11 protein-coding genes are annotated in these 14,653 nt (G+C 68.2%); 3 read left to right on the top strand and 8 right to left on the bottom strand.

Annotation, left to right across the window (positions count from 1 at the left end; genetic code table 11):
• Positions 1–331: 331 nt before the first annotated feature.
• Positions 332–976, top strand: coding sequence for a bifunctional 4-hydroxy-2-oxoglutarate aldolase/2-dehydro-3-deoxy-phosphogluconate aldolase (locus ACZ45C_RS01930; protein ID WP_460561650.1), 645 nt, complete (start codon positions 332–334; stop codon positions 974–976).
• 97 nt (positions 977–1,073) lie between these two features.
• Positions 1,074–1,379 carry a putative quinol monooxygenase gene (locus ACZ45C_RS01925; protein WP_460561648.1) on the top strand — a complete coding sequence of 102 codons (306 nt, stop codon included), beginning with the start codon at positions 1,074–1,076 and terminating at the stop codon, positions 1,377–1,379.
• A gap of 107 nt (positions 1,380–1,486) precedes the next feature.
• On the opposite strand, the gene ACZ45C_RS01920 is transcribed toward ACZ45C_RS01925, so the two are convergent.
• The 6 genes from ACZ45C_RS01920 to ACZ45C_RS01895 form a co-directional block, all read right to left on the bottom strand.
• Positions 1,487–5,581, bottom strand: a complete 4,095-nt coding sequence (locus ACZ45C_RS01920; protein ID WP_460561646.1) for a DNA-directed DNA polymerase II large subunit — start codon at positions 5,579–5,581, stop codon at positions 1,487–1,489.
• A gap of 16 nt (positions 5,582–5,597) precedes the next feature.
• Complete coding sequence (locus tag ACZ45C_RS01915) at positions 5,598–6,017, bottom strand: PPC domain-containing DNA-binding protein (RefSeq protein WP_460561644.1); 420 nt, start codon at positions 6,015–6,017, stop codon at positions 5,598–5,600.
• Positions 6,018–6,212: 195 nt separating this feature from the next.
• Positions 6,213–6,587: a NifU family protein gene (locus ACZ45C_RS01910; RefSeq protein ID WP_460561642.1), complete on the bottom strand. Its 375-nt coding sequence runs from the start codon at positions 6,585–6,587 to the stop codon at positions 6,213–6,215.
• A gap of 100 nt (positions 6,588–6,687) precedes the next feature.
• Positions 6,688–7,017 carry a DUF5783 family protein gene (locus tag ACZ45C_RS01905; RefSeq protein ID WP_460561640.1) on the bottom strand — a complete coding sequence of 110 codons (330 nt, stop codon included), beginning with the start codon at positions 7,015–7,017 and terminating at the stop codon, positions 6,688–6,690.
• Between the two features lie 175 nt (positions 7,018–7,192).
• Positions 7,193–9,919, bottom strand: coding sequence for a heavy metal translocating P-type ATPase (locus tag ACZ45C_RS01900; protein ID WP_460561638.1), 2,727 nt, complete (start codon positions 9,917–9,919; stop codon positions 7,193–7,195).
• Positions 9,920–10,055: 136 nt separating this feature from the next.
• Positions 10,056–11,381 (bottom strand): amidohydrolase, encoded by a 1,326-nt coding sequence (locus tag ACZ45C_RS01895; protein WP_460561636.1) that lies wholly within the window; start codon positions 11,379–11,381, stop codon positions 10,056–10,058.
• Positions 11,382–11,516: 135 nt separating this feature from the next.
• Between ACZ45C_RS01895 and ACZ45C_RS01890 the strand changes: the two genes are divergently transcribed.
• On the top strand, positions 11,517–11,861 hold the full coding sequence (locus ACZ45C_RS01890) for a dihydroneopterin aldolase family protein (protein ID WP_460561634.1): 345 nt from the start codon (positions 11,517–11,519) through the stop codon (positions 11,859–11,861).
• Between the two features lie 25 nt (positions 11,862–11,886).
• Here ACZ45C_RS01890 and ACZ45C_RS01885 read toward each other — a convergent pair whose 3' ends face one another.
• A complete protein-coding gene (locus ACZ45C_RS01885) occupies positions 11,887–13,518 on the bottom strand; it encodes a GTPBP1 family GTP-binding protein (RefSeq protein WP_460561632.1) in 1,632 nt (543 codons plus the stop codon).
• Between the two features lie 184 nt (positions 13,519–13,702).
• Positions 13,703–14,632 (bottom strand): transcription initiation factor IIB, encoded by a 930-nt coding sequence (locus tag ACZ45C_RS01880; RefSeq protein ID WP_460561630.1) that lies wholly within the window; start codon positions 14,630–14,632, stop codon positions 13,703–13,705.
• Between the last annotated feature and the right edge of the window lie 21 nt (positions 14,633–14,653).

Here is a 14,653-nt window from a genome sequence, read left to right as displayed (position 1 = left end):
TCGCTCCGGCCGTTTCGGGGTGGATCGGCCCGGATCGACGCCGATCTGTCGCTTTGGCGTGCCGGTGGATCGCACGATCGGTGTGCGGTCACGTATCACTTCGATACGTGGTCACATGGAACACGACCCGACGGACCGCTCTCACCTCCCGACGGACCGCTCTCACCTCCCGACGGACCGCTCTCACCTCCCGCGACCTTTTTCATCTCGCTGAACTCCCCGCTCGCGACGAGCGCTATCCACCTCGCCGCTCACCTCGACACAGCGCCGCCTGTCGGCGAGCCGAGACGGCGGCACGCGGATTTAAGTGTTTACTCGGAAACGGACGAACATGAACGAGACGCTCTCACGGATCGTTGACAGCGGCGTAGTTGCGGTGTTGCGCGGCGTCCCAGCCGATCAGCTCATTGGAATCGCGGAGGCGCTTCACGACGGCGGCGTCAGCGCCATCGAGGTCACCGCGGACACGCCGAACGTCGCCGACCTCATCGGCGAGGTCACCGGCTCGTTCGACGACGAGGTCGTCGTCGGCACCGGAACCGTGCTCGACAGCGAGACCGCGCGGACGGCGCTTTTGGCCGGCGCGGAGTTCGTCGTCTCGCCGAGCCTCCACGAGGACGTCATCGAGACGTGCAACCGCTACGGGGCGGTCAGCGCGCCGGGCGTGATGACCCCGACGGAGGCGGTCCGCGGATACGAGGCCGGCGCGGACTTCGTGAAGGTGTTCCCGGCGAAGACGGTCGGCCCGGCCCACGTCGGGGCGATGAAGGGGCCCCTCGGGCAGATCCCCATGATGCCGACCGGCGGCGTCGGCCCCGACAACGCGGCCGACTACATCGACGCCGGCGCGTTCGCCGTCGGGGCCGGCGGCGCGCTCGTCGACTACGACGCGGCCGCGCGCGGCGACTACGGCGAGATCACCGAGACCGCGCGCGAGTTCACGCGCGTCGTCGAGGAGGCGCGGGCGGACGACTAGGCGCGGGCGGACGACTGATCTCGATCTCGGACGCCACTCGGATCGACGCGGCCGCGCGCGGCGTTTTTCACTGTCGCTCTCGTACGCCTCTCCGTCGATGATCGTGTCAAACGCCGTGTTCCCGATCGCGGAGGACAGTCTCGACGAGGCGCTCGACCACGCGGAGACGCTCGTCGAGGAGTCGAACGGCGAGGACGGAATGATCGAGTACCGTGCGGCCACCGATGTCGAGGACGGAACGACGCTCCGCTTCTTCGAGCAGTACGAGGACGCGGACGCGTTCGAGTCGCACACGCAGACCGATCACTTCCAGGCGTTCGAATCGGCGCTGCCCGACCTCCTCGCCGGGGAGCCCGACGTGACGCGGTTCGAGGTCGAATCGGCGACGAAACTCGAGTTGTGAGGCGGTAGCGACCGGCTTCGGGGAGTGGTGAATCGATGCCTGCGCGGAGAACCCGCGATCCCCGCGGCCGTTCGGGTCACGATTCGCCGCCGGCGACGCCGGCCGCGTCACATGAAGTCCGCTATCCCCGACTGCTTGTTTGTGTCGTCCTCGAAGATCGACTCCAGCGACTGGTCTAACACCTTCAGCCGCTGTTTCGTGTAGGGCCGGCAGCCGAACCGATCTGCGACCTCTATCGCCGTGTCCACGTACTTGCTCACGGACCCCTCGTGGACGGTGAGGTTCACCCGGCCGCCGCACTCCCGACACTCCCCGCTCAGGGGCATCCGGCGGTACTTCTCGCCGCAGTCGAGACACCGCGTCTCCTGTCGCGAAAAGGCGCGCAAGTTCCCGATGATGTCCGGCAGGAAGTGGTACTCGATGACCCGCTCGGCCACGTCGGTCTCGTCGACGGCGCGCAGCTTCCGGGCCAGTTCCAGCTGCGCGTCCATCTTCTCCATCATGTCCCCGAGCGTCTTGTACGCCGACAGATCCGGTCCCATCGCGATGTCAGTCGTGTCGTGCGTGTGGTCGAACCCGTGGTACTCGTCGTCGGTCCCGAGCGTGTCCTCGCCGATCTGGATCAGATCCTCGACCGACTCCGGATCGGCCATCTCCAGCGACGCCTCGTACAACTCGCGCGGGTACTCGCGCACGATGTCGACGTTGTGCGCCTCGTCGTCGATCTCCGAGGGGTCGATCCGCGAGGACATCACTAAGGGTGCGTCCATTCTTCCACCTCTTTGATCGGGTAAATACGTTTTAGAGAAGTTGAGAAGGCCGTCCATGAGTAGCATCACGCAGTCCTCGTCGCCGTCACATTGAGCGACTGATAAGTCGTTCGCTGCGAGCGTGTGCGTCTCGGCGACGGTGAGATTGTACGTATACTCGACGTCGCTTTCGAGGAACGAGACCGACGTTACCTCGTCAGTCGCGACTCCACCGTCCGTCGACGTGCTGGCGGCGGCGTCGATCGGTGCGTTCCGCCGCGAGGGACTCGCCGGAACCATATCGCCGACCGCCAGTTCGTTCGCGGCGATCTTTCGAACTCCCCCGTCCACGACTCGCAGCATCGTGTGGTCGGGCGTCACGCGGATCGAACGCCCGCGCTGGGTCTCGACCCGAATGAGGTGTTCTTGGCTCGGGTGTTTCGAGACGGCGGTCACCGACTGTGTCGACCTGATTCCGCGCTCGTCGATCGACGGGACCTCGATCGCGCCGTCGAGTTCCTCGACGAGCGTTCCGAAGTCGTCAGTCTCGGGGTTGTCCAATCGATCCTCGACGAACGTCTCGATCGTTTCGCGGTGCCACCCTGCGCCCTCTCGATACTCGATCTCCGTCTCTGGATGGAAGCAGTTACGCCGTTTCGCGGCGTGAAAGTACGGATGCGCGTATCCGACCGCGGCCGAGGTGAATCCGACCACTCTCCCGACAGTTGCGGCGCTCGTGTGGGGGGCCATCCCGAAGACCAGTTCGCCGACGAGGTCGTCGCGCTCGTTGACCTCGTAGAAGCGATCGAGCCCGTAGAACTGCTCTAAGAGATCGTCGACGAAGTCCGCGGTCTTCAGCATGTGCTCTGCCGCGCCGTCCGAGAGGACGATGTCTTGTACCCGCAGTTCGATCAGTTGGTCGTCGTGACGGAGCGGCTCGCCGTCGATGTCCGTCTCGTAGCCCAGCTCTCGGAAGTGGTCAGCGGTGACGTCGAGTTCCTCGGGCCGGACCGACGTGACCGGGAGGTCGGTCATATCGTACCTGACCGTCCCGTCCTTGAACGAGGTGACGCCGTTTTTCGCGCGGAGGACGCCCTTCTCTATCGGCTCCGGTGTCTTGTTCCGCGAGGTGAGCCCCTGAACGCCCTTCAGGATCTCGAAGGCCGACTCGCGCTCGCCGACCGTCTCCATCGCCGAGCGGTAGGCGTCGTTCACGTCGATCTCCTGGCGGGTCGCCGCGGTCACTTCCCACTCGCAGCGCGGGCAGACGACGCGGCCGGCCTCGTCGGGCTCACAGACGGTCCCGCACCCGCCGCACTCGTAGTGGAGTTCGGTGTGGGTCTCGCAGTCGGGACACAGCGCCCGATAGGTGGGATCGCCGCAGTCGGGGCAGACGCGCTCTGCGATCTCCACGTCCAGCCGGCCGCGGCGGCCCTGATCGTCCATCACGTTCGCGGCCTCCGCGACGTCGCGCTGGGGCCCGCCGGCCTCGGTGATCGGGAACAGCGTGTGGACCGCAGGAGAGAGGTCGCGGCTCTCCGACTTCTCCGGACGGCCCATCCGGTTGCCGATCCGGGTCGGCGCGCGCTCCCGGACCTCGAACGGGGCCACCTCGTTGACCGCCCGCACCGCGTTGTCGCCGCCGGCCCACTCGCGGGCGTCCGCCGAGAGGTCCGCCGCGCTCCACGTCTTCCGGAGACCGTCGTCGACGCCGAGCGAGCGCGCCAGCGGCCGCCACGTCGGGATGCGGAGTGCGTCCGGCGTCGCGGCGTGTTCCACCAACAGCGCCTCCAGCGCCTCGCGGGTCGTCTCCGTGCGCTCGATCGCGAGGACGCCCTCGACCACGTCGCCCCCGGCGACCGCGTCGGCGAGCGTCTCGAACGTCTCGACCGAGACGTCGTGCCAGAGGTAGGTGTACTCGGGATGGAGCGGGCAGTCGTACGCGTCGGCCCAGTCGAGCGCCGCCTCGACGCTCGGGTGTTCGAGATCGACGTGGGGGTCGTCAGAGAGCGCCTGAACGTCCGCGCCGGCCGCCTCGAACTCCTGTACCCACCACTCGTACACGTACGACGCGGGCGCGAGCGCGTGGTTGTTCTCGATGAACTCCCCGTAGTTGACGAGGTACTCGCCCAAGTCGAGCACCTTCTCTATCCCGTTGCGGACCGCCTTCGCCTCCTCGGGGTCGTCGATCTGACGGACCTCGCCGTTGGCGAGCCGGACGGTCGGCCCGTCGATGGAGTCGACGGGGACGACGCCGTGGGCCTTCCCCGGTCGTTCGGTCTTGATCTGCGTCCCGGCCGCGAGGAAGTCGTCGACGATGTGCATCGTCGCGGGGTGGACGCCGCCGGTCGCGAAGCCGTGGTTGCGCGCGCGACCGTACCGGAGCCGGAATCCGCCGGCCTCGCTCGGGTGGGTAAACACCGGTCGGCCGGCGATGAGGTCCCGCAGGAACTTCTGGGCGGGCTCCGCTCTGGACGGTCCGACCGGATCGGACGGTGACTCGTCGTCCCCGCCTTCGTCGTCCGCACCGTCGTCTGTGGAATCGCCGTCTCCGCCGTCGGCGTCGTCCCCGCCGCCGCTCTCGACGGCGTCGCCGTCGCCCGCCCCGTCCTTCCCGATCGTCCCGTCGATCAGGTCTTGGAGCCACGGCCAGTCGACCTCGTCGAGGTCGCGCGTGTACCGCTGGATCTTGGGTGCTTTGAGCGCGATCCCCTCGGCTGCGACGAGACACATCCCTCCGCGAGCGGAGTTGGTATCGACGCGCTCCAAGTCGCGGAACCCCGAGACCTCCTCGTCGCTCGTCGCCTCCCCGTCCAGCATGATGGGGATGTGCTTGGCGATGAACTTCGATTCCTTGTCTTTCGGCGTGTACTGGAGTCCCGTCTCCGTGTCGTAGAGAGCGATCTCCTCGGCGTACCGCTCCACCTCCTCGTCTCGCGGCTTGTACTCGTCGATTCCCAGAAGCGACCGAGCGTAGTCCGCGACCAGCACCGACAGCGCCTGCGCGGTCCCGCCGGCGGACCGGATCGGCCCGGCGTAGTAGACGTTGACGAACTCCGTGCCGTCGTCGTTCTCCAGTAGCTCGACGCGGTCGATCCCCTCGATCGGCGCGGCGACGACCCCCTCGGTGAGCAGCGCGACCGCGGTCCGGACCGCCCCTTCGACTTTCCCCTCGCGGGAGTCGTAGTCGCCGACGTTGCCGTCGACGAAGTCCTTCACCAGCTCTAAGGCCGCCTCTTCGCGGGACATCTCGCCTTCCAGCTCGCGGACGCGCTCTGCGACGCCGTCGATGCCCAAGATGTTCTCCACGCGGTCGGCCATGTCGCGGGCGACCGGGATCTCGATCTCGGGCCTCGGATCGTGTCCCTGCCGTTTGGCGGCCTCCGCGACGTCCCACGCCTCGTCCAGCCGGTCTTCGATCCGAGCGAAGTATCGCTCGTCGTCGGGCCTCATCGCCGCCGCCGTCGCCTCAGAGCCATAAGTCGAGGTCGGTCGTCGGATCGTGTTCGCGCTCCAGCGGCTCGTCGAACGCCCGGAGGTGACACTCGCCCGCCCAGACGGTCGCGGAATCGAGATGGCCGGCCAGCGCCTGCCCGCTCGGCCGCGAGAGCACGGCGTGGGTGTGCGCGAACACGTCGCCCTCCAGCAGGGAGATGTTCCCGACGCAGGCGGCGACCTCGAGCGGTTCGTCGAACGTCACCGACTCGTACTCGGTGTCATCCTGATCGTAGAACCAGACGTCGGCGTCTTGGACCGCACCGAGTGCCGTGAACCAGCCCGCCTCGACGTCTTCCGCACGGGCGAGGTCCTCGATCTCCTCGCGCCAGTCGGCTCCGGTCTCGAACCGCGCGACGTACTCCGCAGTCGTCTCGACTTCTCGGTGGTGCATGAAACCGCCAACGACCGCCCAAGCAAAAAGTCTTCACTCAGCGGGCGATGACGCGTTCTGTCGAACTCGTGTAATTAATATAGCGAAATACAATTTATAGGTGGGGGACAGAGAACGAGTACACCGGCCATGACGAAACGCACAGCAGGCGCTACGGGACGGAAAAACTCGGAGAGAAGTACGGAACGCGCCGATTCAGAACGGGGCCTGCGGTCCTTCATCGCCGTCGTCCTCGGACGTCTCGCCGGGGAACGAGGGCGACATACCGTCGCTGCTGGTACCGCCGAGGTCGCCGTCCGCGCCGGCTCCCATCCCGGTGTCGGCGTGCACTGTCTCGATCTCGGGGATCTCTTTGACCATCCGGGACTTGATCGCCTGAATCGTCATCGGCGAGATGCCGCAGCCGGAACACGCCCCGCCGAGTTGCACCGTGACCTCGCCGTTCTCACGGTCGAGATGGTTGATCGCGGCGCTCCCGCCGTGCATCTGGATCTGCGGGAAGTTGCGCCGCAGGAAGTTCGTGATCCGCTCGCGGAGGTCGTTGTCCGCGTCGCTCGTATCCGTGCTCATGCCCGGGAGTTGGCGGTCGGCGGGCTTATGCCTTTGGTTCGACCGAACGCGAACCGCGAAAACCGGCGCTTCGGGCGGTGAACAGACGAATACGGCCGACTCACTCTGGCCGGTCGACGCCGAGCGTCCGATACAGTTCCGCCTCGATACGGTCGACGTACTCGTCGAGTGTCTCCTCGAACGTCTCGTCGTCGACGGAAACGGCACCGCGGATGCGCTCCCGGGGGTTCTCGGGGAGTTCGACGTAGAACTCGCCGTTCTCGTAGAACGGTTCGGACTCGTTGAGCACCGTCTGGTCGATCCCGTGGATCAGCTCCGAGTCGTGCCGGTCGTTCATCTGGTTGAACGCGTTCTTGTACGCCCGCTGAAGCTCGTTGAAGTAGTGGGCGTACTTATCCTCGAACTTCTCTGGGTCGAACTCGTCGGCCATACCGGAGTCGACGGTACGGTCGGAAAAAAGCCGGTCGATCGGTGCTGGGACGACTGATACGAACGATTTCACGTCGCCAACACGGCCGAATAGTTCGGATCGGAACGACACGCCGTCGGTAGGTGTGTATTCTATACCGCTATACAAAATGTAAACTCGTCGGCTCTCGTCTCGCTCACCGCAGCCGGCCGAGCAGCCGGTAGTCACGGTCGGGCTCGTACCGGCGGAACAGCAGGCTGTTAGTGAGCACGCTCACGCTGGAGAAGGCCATCGCCGCGGCGGCGAGTGCGGGCTGGAGCAGCCCGAGCGACGCCAGCGGGATCATCGCCGTGTTGTATCCGAGCGCCCACACGAGGTTCTGTTTGATCTTCTGAAGGGTGGCGTCGGAGACGCGGATCGCCCGAACCACGTCGAGCGGGTCGTCGCGCATCAGCGTCACGTCAGCGGCCTCGATGGCCACGTCCGTGCCGCTCCCGATGGCGGTGCCGACGTACGCGACCGCGAGCGCCGGCGCGTCGTTGACGCCGTCACCGACCATCATTGCCTTGCGTCCGTCGGCTTGAATCGAGTCCACCGCGTCGGATTTGTCCTCGGGGAGGACCTCGGCGCGGACGTTTCCGGGATCGATCCCGACTCGGTCGGCGACCGAGCGCGCGGTGCGCTCGTTGTCACCCGTGATCATCATCACGTCGAGGCCGCGGTCGCGGAGGGCGGAAACGGCGTCCGCGGCGCTCGACTTCACCGAATCGGCGTCGGCGACGACGCCGACGAGCCTCCCTCCGTACGCAACGAGCATCGCCGTCTTCCCCTCGCTTTCCAGACGCTCCATCGTCTCCGCGGCGGAGTCGGGGTCGATCCCGTTGTCGCGGAGGAGCTTTCGGTTCCCCACGAGCACGCTCTCCCCCTCTATCTGAGCACGGACGCCGTGACCGGGGACGTTCTCGAACTCGTCCGGTTCGGGTACGTCGACGCCCCTCGCCTCGGCCCCGTCGACGATGGCGCGAGCGAGCGGGTGCTCACTGCCACGCTCGGCGATCGCGGCGAGTCGGAGCACCTCGTCGTCGGAGAGGGCGGCGGTGCCGTCCGCGCCGGATTCGACATTCTCGCCGACCGCCTCGGCGGACCCGCCGTCGGGGCGGGGCTCACCGTCGGGGCCGAATGCGACCACGTCGGTGAGTTCCATCTCCCCTTCGGTGAGCGTCCCCGTCTTGTCGAAGACGACCGTGTCGACGTCCCGCGCGCGTTCGAGCACGTCGCCGCCCTTGAACAGGACGCCGTTGCGCGCGCCGATGGACGTGCCGACCATCGTGGCCGCGGGCGTCGCCAGCCCGAGCGCGCAGGGACACGCGATGAGCACCGCGGAGGCGAACACGACGACCGCGAACTCGAAGACGGAGACGCCGCCGGCCACTGCCGGCCCGCCGGCGACGAGTCCCCACAGCGGGAGCGCGTTCACGACTCCGGCGAGCGTCTCGGGGAACAGGAACCAGACGATGCTCCACAGCAGGGCGTTGACGATGACCGCGGGGACGAAGTACGCCGAGATGCGGTCGGCGAGGTTCTGGATGTCGGGCTGGCGCGACTGCGCCTGTTTCACCGTTTCGACGATCTGCTGGAGCGCGGTGTCCGCGCCGACCTTCGTCGCCTCCACGACGAGCACGCCGTTCTCGTTGATCGTGGATCCGACCACCTCGTCGCCCTCGCTTTTCTCCACGGGGACCGACTCTCCGGTCACCATCGACTCGTCGACCGCGCTCTGTCCGTCGACCACGACGCCGTCGGTCGGAATCTTCTCGCCGGGGCGAACCTTCATGCGATCGCCGGGCTCCACCGCCTCGAGCGGGACCTCCTCTTCTTCTCCGTCCTCGCTGACGGCTTCGCCGTCTGCATGCGGCGTCTCCGACGCCGCTCTGCCGACGAGCGTCGCCGTCTCGGCTTCCATCTCCAGCAGCTTCCGGAGCGCCTCGCCGGCCCGCCCCTTCGAGCGCGCTTCGAGGTAGTTACCGAGCGTGATGAACACGAGGATGAGCGCGGCCGTGTCGAAGTAGAGGCTCCCGGCGATCGCCCCTGAGAGGACCGCGACCGAGTAGGCGTACGCGGTGGTGGAGCCGAGCGCGATCAGCACGTCCATGTTGGCGCGGCCGTTCCTGACGAGCGCTTTGTAGGAGTTCTCGTAGAACGGTCGACCGAGCGCGACCTGCACGGGCGTCGCGAGCAGGAACTGCACCCAGCCGACGCCGACCCCGAACACTTCGTCGGGCAAGAGCGCGCCGTCGAAGAGGAGGTGGTCGGCCATGAACGCGAGGAGGGGGACCGCGAGCGCGGCCCCGAACAGCGTCAGGCGGAGCTGTTTGCGTATCTCCTCCTCGCGTGCTGCGTCGCGGGCGCTCTGGCCGCCGTCGCCGCCAGATCCGGAGCCCGCTTCGCCGCTCGCGTCGCTCGCGCCGGAGCCGTCAGAGTCGCCGGTCGCGCCGCTTCCGTCCTCACGCACCGGCGAGTAGCCGGCCGATTCGATGGCGTCGTAGAGGTCGGAACGAGAGACGTCGGCGGGGTTGTAGGTGACCTGCGCCTCGTCGGTGGCGTAGTTCACGTCGGCGTCGACGACGCCCGGTGTGTCTTCGAGGGCGTCCGCGTTCGTCTCGGCGCAGTTCGCACACGACATGTCCGTGATCGCGATCGTGACCGTCTCCGAGACCGCGCCGTAGCCCGCCGATTCGATGGCGTCGTACAGTTCACGGAGCGATACCGCCGCGGGGTCGTACTCGACCGTCGCCTCGTCGGTGGCGTAGTTCGCCGTCGCCGACGCCACGCCGTCGAGGCCCTCCAGGGCGTCCTGTATCGTCGCCGAGCAGTTGGCACAGGACATCCCCGTGATGTCGAGGTGAGCTGTTCTGTCTGGCATACCCGTTACTAGGGGCTCCACTCTTAGCTGGTTTACTACTTCTAGAGTCGGGTTGATATGTGGTCGAAACTTTTGATTCAAAAGTAAACCGGCCAGACCGCTATATACTCCTCGACGACAGGCAGTACACGCGCCGTCACTCCCGCTCGACGCGGTCGATCAGGTCGCGTGCGGCGGCGGCCGCGCGCGCTCGCACGCCGTCGGCGTCGAGCGTCAGCACGTCGCGGTCGCGCATGAGGACCGCGCCGTCGCACACGGTGTGTCGCACGTCGCTCCCGCGCGCCGCGTACGCGAGGTGCGAGACGGGGTCGTGAACCGGCGTCAGGTGCGGGGCATCGAGGTCGACGACGGCGAGGTCGGCGGCCGCACCGGGCTCGATCCGACCGCCGGGGAGCCCGACGGCGGTCGCGCCTCCCGCGGTCGCCATCTCCACTGCGGCCTCGGCGGGGACCGCGCTCGCGTCGTCCGCGGCGAGCTTTCCCAGCATCGCGGCGTCGCGCATCTCGTCGAAGAGGTCGAGATCGTTGTTCGAGGCCGCGCCGTCGGTGCCGAGCGCGACCGTGACGCCCGCCTCGCGGAGCCGCTGGACGGGGGCCATCCCGCTCGCGAGCTTCATGTTCGAGGCCGGACAGTGGACGATCGCGGTCCCCGACCCGGCGAGCCGTTCGATCTCGCCGTCGTCGAGGTGGACGCCGTGCGCGAAGAAGTCGTCCGCGCCGAGCGCGTCGACATCGTCGGCGTACGCGATCGGACGCTCGCCGCGCTCGTCGACGATCGGGTCGACCTCGTCGACCGTCTCGTTCGCGTGGAGGTGCACCGGGACGCCCGCCTCGCGGGCCGCGGCCACGCCCTCGCGGAGGTGCTCCTCGCCGACCGTCGTCAGCGAGTGCGGCATGAAGGCTGTCCGGATCCGCCCGTTTGCGGCCCCGTCGAGGTCTCGGGCGACGGCGAGGCTCTCCTCGACGTCCGCCCGCGCGTCCCCGTCGTCTTTGCCGACCGTGACCGCCCCGTGGCCGAGTCGCGCGCGCAGTCCCGCGCGGTCGACCACGTCCGCGACCCGGTCCATCGCGAAGTACATGTCGGCGAACGCCGTCGTCCCCGATCGGATCATTTCCAAGACGCCGAGTTCGGCACCGGCCTCGATGTCGTCGGGAGTGAGTTCCGCCTCCGCCGGCCAGATGTCCTCGCGCAGCCACGGGCCGAGCGGCTTGTCGTCGGCGTACCCGCGGAGCAGCGTCATCGCGACGTGCGTGTGCGCGTTGACGAGCCCCGGAATCACGAGCGACCCGGACGCGTCGAGGGTCTCGTCGGCCTCGTCGGGCGGAGCGGCGTCCGCTCCGTCGACCGCCGTCTCACCCACGGCGACTATCGTGCCCGCGTCGCGGTCGATCGTCACGTCCGACTCGGTCACGCGGCAGTCCGGGCGAAGCACCCGGCCGCCCGTCACGCGAAGCGCGTTCATGCCCACGGGTTCCGGCCGCCGAACCTAACGCCTTCCGTTCGGCGTCGACGCGCCGGTGACGCGGCCTCGCCCCGCTGACCGGCGTCGATCGCTCGCCCACAGAAGTTCTTTCCCCGCCGCTGCCGGAGGTGGAGCATGGCAACCGACGCCCAGCAGGCGTGTTTCGAGGCGGGGATCAAGTTCGGCTCGCTGTACCACCAGTTCGCGGGAACGCCCGTCAGCCCGTCGAGCGCCCGGAGCCTAGAGGCCGCGATGGCGGAGGCGATCGAGAACCAGCCGTTCTGCGAGTCGGTGACCGTCGAGATCCGCGACGACCGCGTCGCCAACGCCATCGACCACGAGAACGGCTACACGGAACTCACGGGCTCGCTGATGGACGTCGAGATGCGGATCGACTACGAGGGCGTGGGCGTCAGCACCCGGATGACGATGACTGACGGCTACCCGCTGATGGAGCTCGTCGACGTCGACGACAGCTGACCGGTTCCGTACCCATTTCGCCGATTCACTTCTCCGGGTTCACTCCTCGAATCGTCCCGACGCCCTTGCTCGACCCCTCGCGGAAGACGAACCGCTGTCCCTCCTCGACGAGGTACGGCCGGAACTTGAACCGGACGCGCGTCCGTCCGGTGTCACCGGGGAGGAGCTGGCCCCCCTCGGGCTCGAAGACGGCCGCCTCGGAGACGGTCTCGACGTGGACCACGGGCTCGTAGCCCGCCTGTATCCGCGTCGGGTGATTGAGAACCATCGCCTCCGCCTCGAACTCGCGGACCGGTTCCGGGTCACTGTCGCGGGGGACCAGGGCCATTCCGCGCTCGATCTCCGCCTCGTCGACGCCCTTGAGCGCGATACCGACGATCCGGCCGGCCGTCGCCTTGTCGACGCGGTGGTAGTGCATCTCGATGGAGCGCACCTCGACCTCGCGGAAGGTGCCGTCGGCCATCGGTCCTAACAGGAGTTCGTCGCCGGCCTCGACGGTGCCGGAGTTGACGGTGCCGGACGCGACCGCCCCGACGCCCGTCACCTTGTAGCTGCGGTCGACGTACAGCCGGAACTCCGCGCGCTCGGGCGTCGCCCGCTTCGGAAGCGTCTCGAAGAGCCGGTCGAGCGTCTCGACGCCCGCCTTCGTCACCGCGCTCGTCGACAGCAGCGGGACGACCCCGTCGCCGACCTCCGCGACCGCCGTGTCGATCCCGTGGCGGTCGACGAGGAGCGGCGTCTGACCGGCGTCCCGCAGCATCGATTCGACCTCGCGTTCGACCGCGGTGAGCCGTTCATCGCTCACGGCATCCGCCTTCGTTATCGCGACGATAGTGGGCAGTTCCGTCGCCAGCAGGATGCCGAGGTGTTCGCGCGTCGTCTTCGTCGGTCCGTCGTCGGCGGCGACGACCAAGAGTCCGTAGTCGAGCTTCTGGCCCACGAGCCCGCGGATCGTCGTCCGGAGCCACGGCTCGTGCCCCACGGTGTCGACGAACGAGACGAGCCGGTCGGCTTCCTCGACGATCCGCGCGCGGTCGGACTTCCGGTGAGGGTTGTCCATCCGTACCGGCTCGTCGTCGCCGTCGGCGAAGCCGTAGACGGCGTACGAGAGGTCCGCCGAGAGTCCCCGCTCGACCTCGTGCGGCTGTACGTCGAGGAATCCCCGCGTGCCGCCCTGTCCGTCGTCCGCCCGTCCCGTAACGAGGGTGCCGACGAGCGTCGACTTCCCGTGGTCGACGTGGCCCGCGGTCCCGATCACGAGGTGGTCGTCGTCGGTCTCGAACATCCCCCCATCGCGGAGCGTGGCGAGCCCGACGAGTCCGTCAGTGCTCCCGTTGCCGGACGAGCCGGCGCTCCACGTCTCGACGTCAGCGATGTGCGCGTCCGCCTCGCTCGCGAGCAGCGAGAGCACGTCCATCGTCTCGGAGAATGTCTCGGGTTCGACGCCCGCGAGCCCGCCGTCGTCGGTGACGCCGAGGACGTAGGTGGCCTCGCCGTCGCCCGAGAGCACGCGATGCCGGAGCTGGGCCACGAGCGACTCCATCCGGCCGTCGGCCAGGTGGACCTCGCGGGTGAGCCGCTCCTTGAACTCTATCGCGCCGCCGTCCCGTTCGCCGCGCTCGATGGCCCGCAACAGGGCGGACCGGTCAGCGCTCATACCCGCTCGTACGCGACTGCCGGGCTTAACGGTTTTCGTGTTATCCGTCCCCACGTGTCGTGATCGCTCACGAGCGTTCGGGAGCCCTCCGGAGCGGCCGCGCGTTCGCTTGTCTGTATCGCGTCCGCCCCGCGTCCGCTTCGCGCCCGTCCGCCGGTCTGCCCGTCCGAACTTCGCCGCTCACTCAGGCGGTCAGTTCGACGAAGGTCCGGCGGACGGTCACGGGCGTGACGCCGGCGGCGTCGGCGGCCTCCTGTTGCGTGCAGTCGGCGTCGCGCTCGCGGGCCGCGGTGTAGATGCAGGCGGCGGCGACGCCGACCGGGTTGCGGCCGTTCGCGATCCCCTCTGCGACGGCGCGCTCGGCCAGTTCGCCGGCGCGGCGCTCGACGTCGGATGCGACCCCGAGGTCGCTCGCGAATCTCGGCAGGTACTCCGCGGGACCGGTCGGACCGATCGGGAGCCCGAGCTCGCGGTTCATGGCGTCGAAGGCGGCGCGGTGCTCTGCCTCCGTCGCCTTCGCCTCGACACAGATCTCACCGACGGTTCGGGCGACGTTCGCGGTGCGGCAGGCGACGTAGACGCACGCGGCCGAAAAGCCCTCCAGCGATCGCCCGCGCAGCAGGCTCTCCTTCTGTGCGGAGTCGAACAGGGTGCAGGCCGTGTCGCGGACGCCGTTCGGCAGCTCCAGCGCGCCGGTCAACCGCCGGATCTCGGTGTAGGCGTACACCTTGTTGCGGTCGCGCTTCGTCGAGATCCGCGCGCGATTGTGCTGGGTCCGCATCCGAGCGAGCCGGCGGCGCTTGCGCCCCTTCACGCGGGTCGACCGCCCGATCTCGGTCGAGAGCCCGCGGTCGTGTCGCGAGCGCGTCAACGGGGCACCCGTGCGCTTCGGGTTCGTGTCGTCGTCCGAAAAGGAGCGCCACTCGGGACCGTGGTCGATCCGGTCCGCCTCCACCACGAGCCCGCAGTCGCGACAGACGCGCTCGGCCGCGTCGACCCGCGTCCGGCCGCCGCACTCGGGACACTCGTCGACGGAGGCTCGCTCCGTCTCCGCGACGCCGTCGGTGGTTTCGGTGCGGTGCGAACGGATCCGGGTCGGACGTGCTTGGCTCATCGTACTTCGAACTCCGGCCCG

The organism is Halorubrum pallidum (genome assembly GCF_055380345.1).
The sequence above is the reverse complement of the archived record's forward strand: the minus strand, read 5'-3'. Positions and strand labels throughout refer to the sequence as shown.

Bases quoted from the DNA above. Each gene is read 5' to 3' on its own strand.
- ACZ45C_RS01915 (WP_460561644.1), bottom strand. From the start codon at position 6,017: ATGCACCACCGAGAAGTCGAGACGACTGCGGAGTACGTCGCGCGGTTC.
- ACZ45C_RS01905 (WP_460561640.1), bottom strand. From the start codon at position 7,017: ATGGCCGACGAGTTCGACCCAGAGAAGTTCGAGGATAAGTACGCCCAC.
- ACZ45C_RS01930 (WP_460561650.1), top strand. From the start codon at position 332: ATGAACGAGACGCTCTCACGGATCGTTGACAGCGGCGTAGTTGCGGTG.
- ACZ45C_RS01895 (WP_460561636.1), bottom strand. From the start codon at position 11,381: ATGAACGCGCTTCGCGTGACGGGCGGCCGGGTGCTTCGCCCGGACTGC.
- ACZ45C_RS01900 (WP_460561638.1), bottom strand. From the start codon at position 9,919: ATGCCAGACAGAACAGCTCACCTCGACATCACGGGGATGTCCTGTGCC.
- ACZ45C_RS01925 (WP_460561648.1), top strand. From the start codon at position 1,074: ATGATCGTGTCAAACGCCGTGTTCCCGATCGCGGAGGACAGTCTCGAC.
- ACZ45C_RS01890 (WP_460561634.1), top strand. From the start codon at position 11,517: ATGGCAACCGACGCCCAGCAGGCGTGTTTCGAGGCGGGGATCAAGTTC.
- ACZ45C_RS01880 (WP_460561630.1), bottom strand. From the start codon at position 14,632: ATGAGCCAAGCACGTCCGACCCGGATCCGTTCGCACCGCACCGAAACC.
- ACZ45C_RS01920 (WP_460561646.1), bottom strand. From the start codon at position 5,581: ATGAGGCCCGACGACGAGCGATACTTCGCTCGGATCGAAGACCGGCTG.
- ACZ45C_RS01885 (WP_460561632.1), bottom strand. From the start codon at position 13,518: ATGAGCGCTGACCGGTCCGCCCTGTTGCGGGCCATCGAGCGCGGCGAA.
- ACZ45C_RS01910 (WP_460561642.1), bottom strand. From the start codon at position 6,587: ATGAGCACGGATACGAGCGACGCGGACAACGACCTCCGCGAGCGGATC.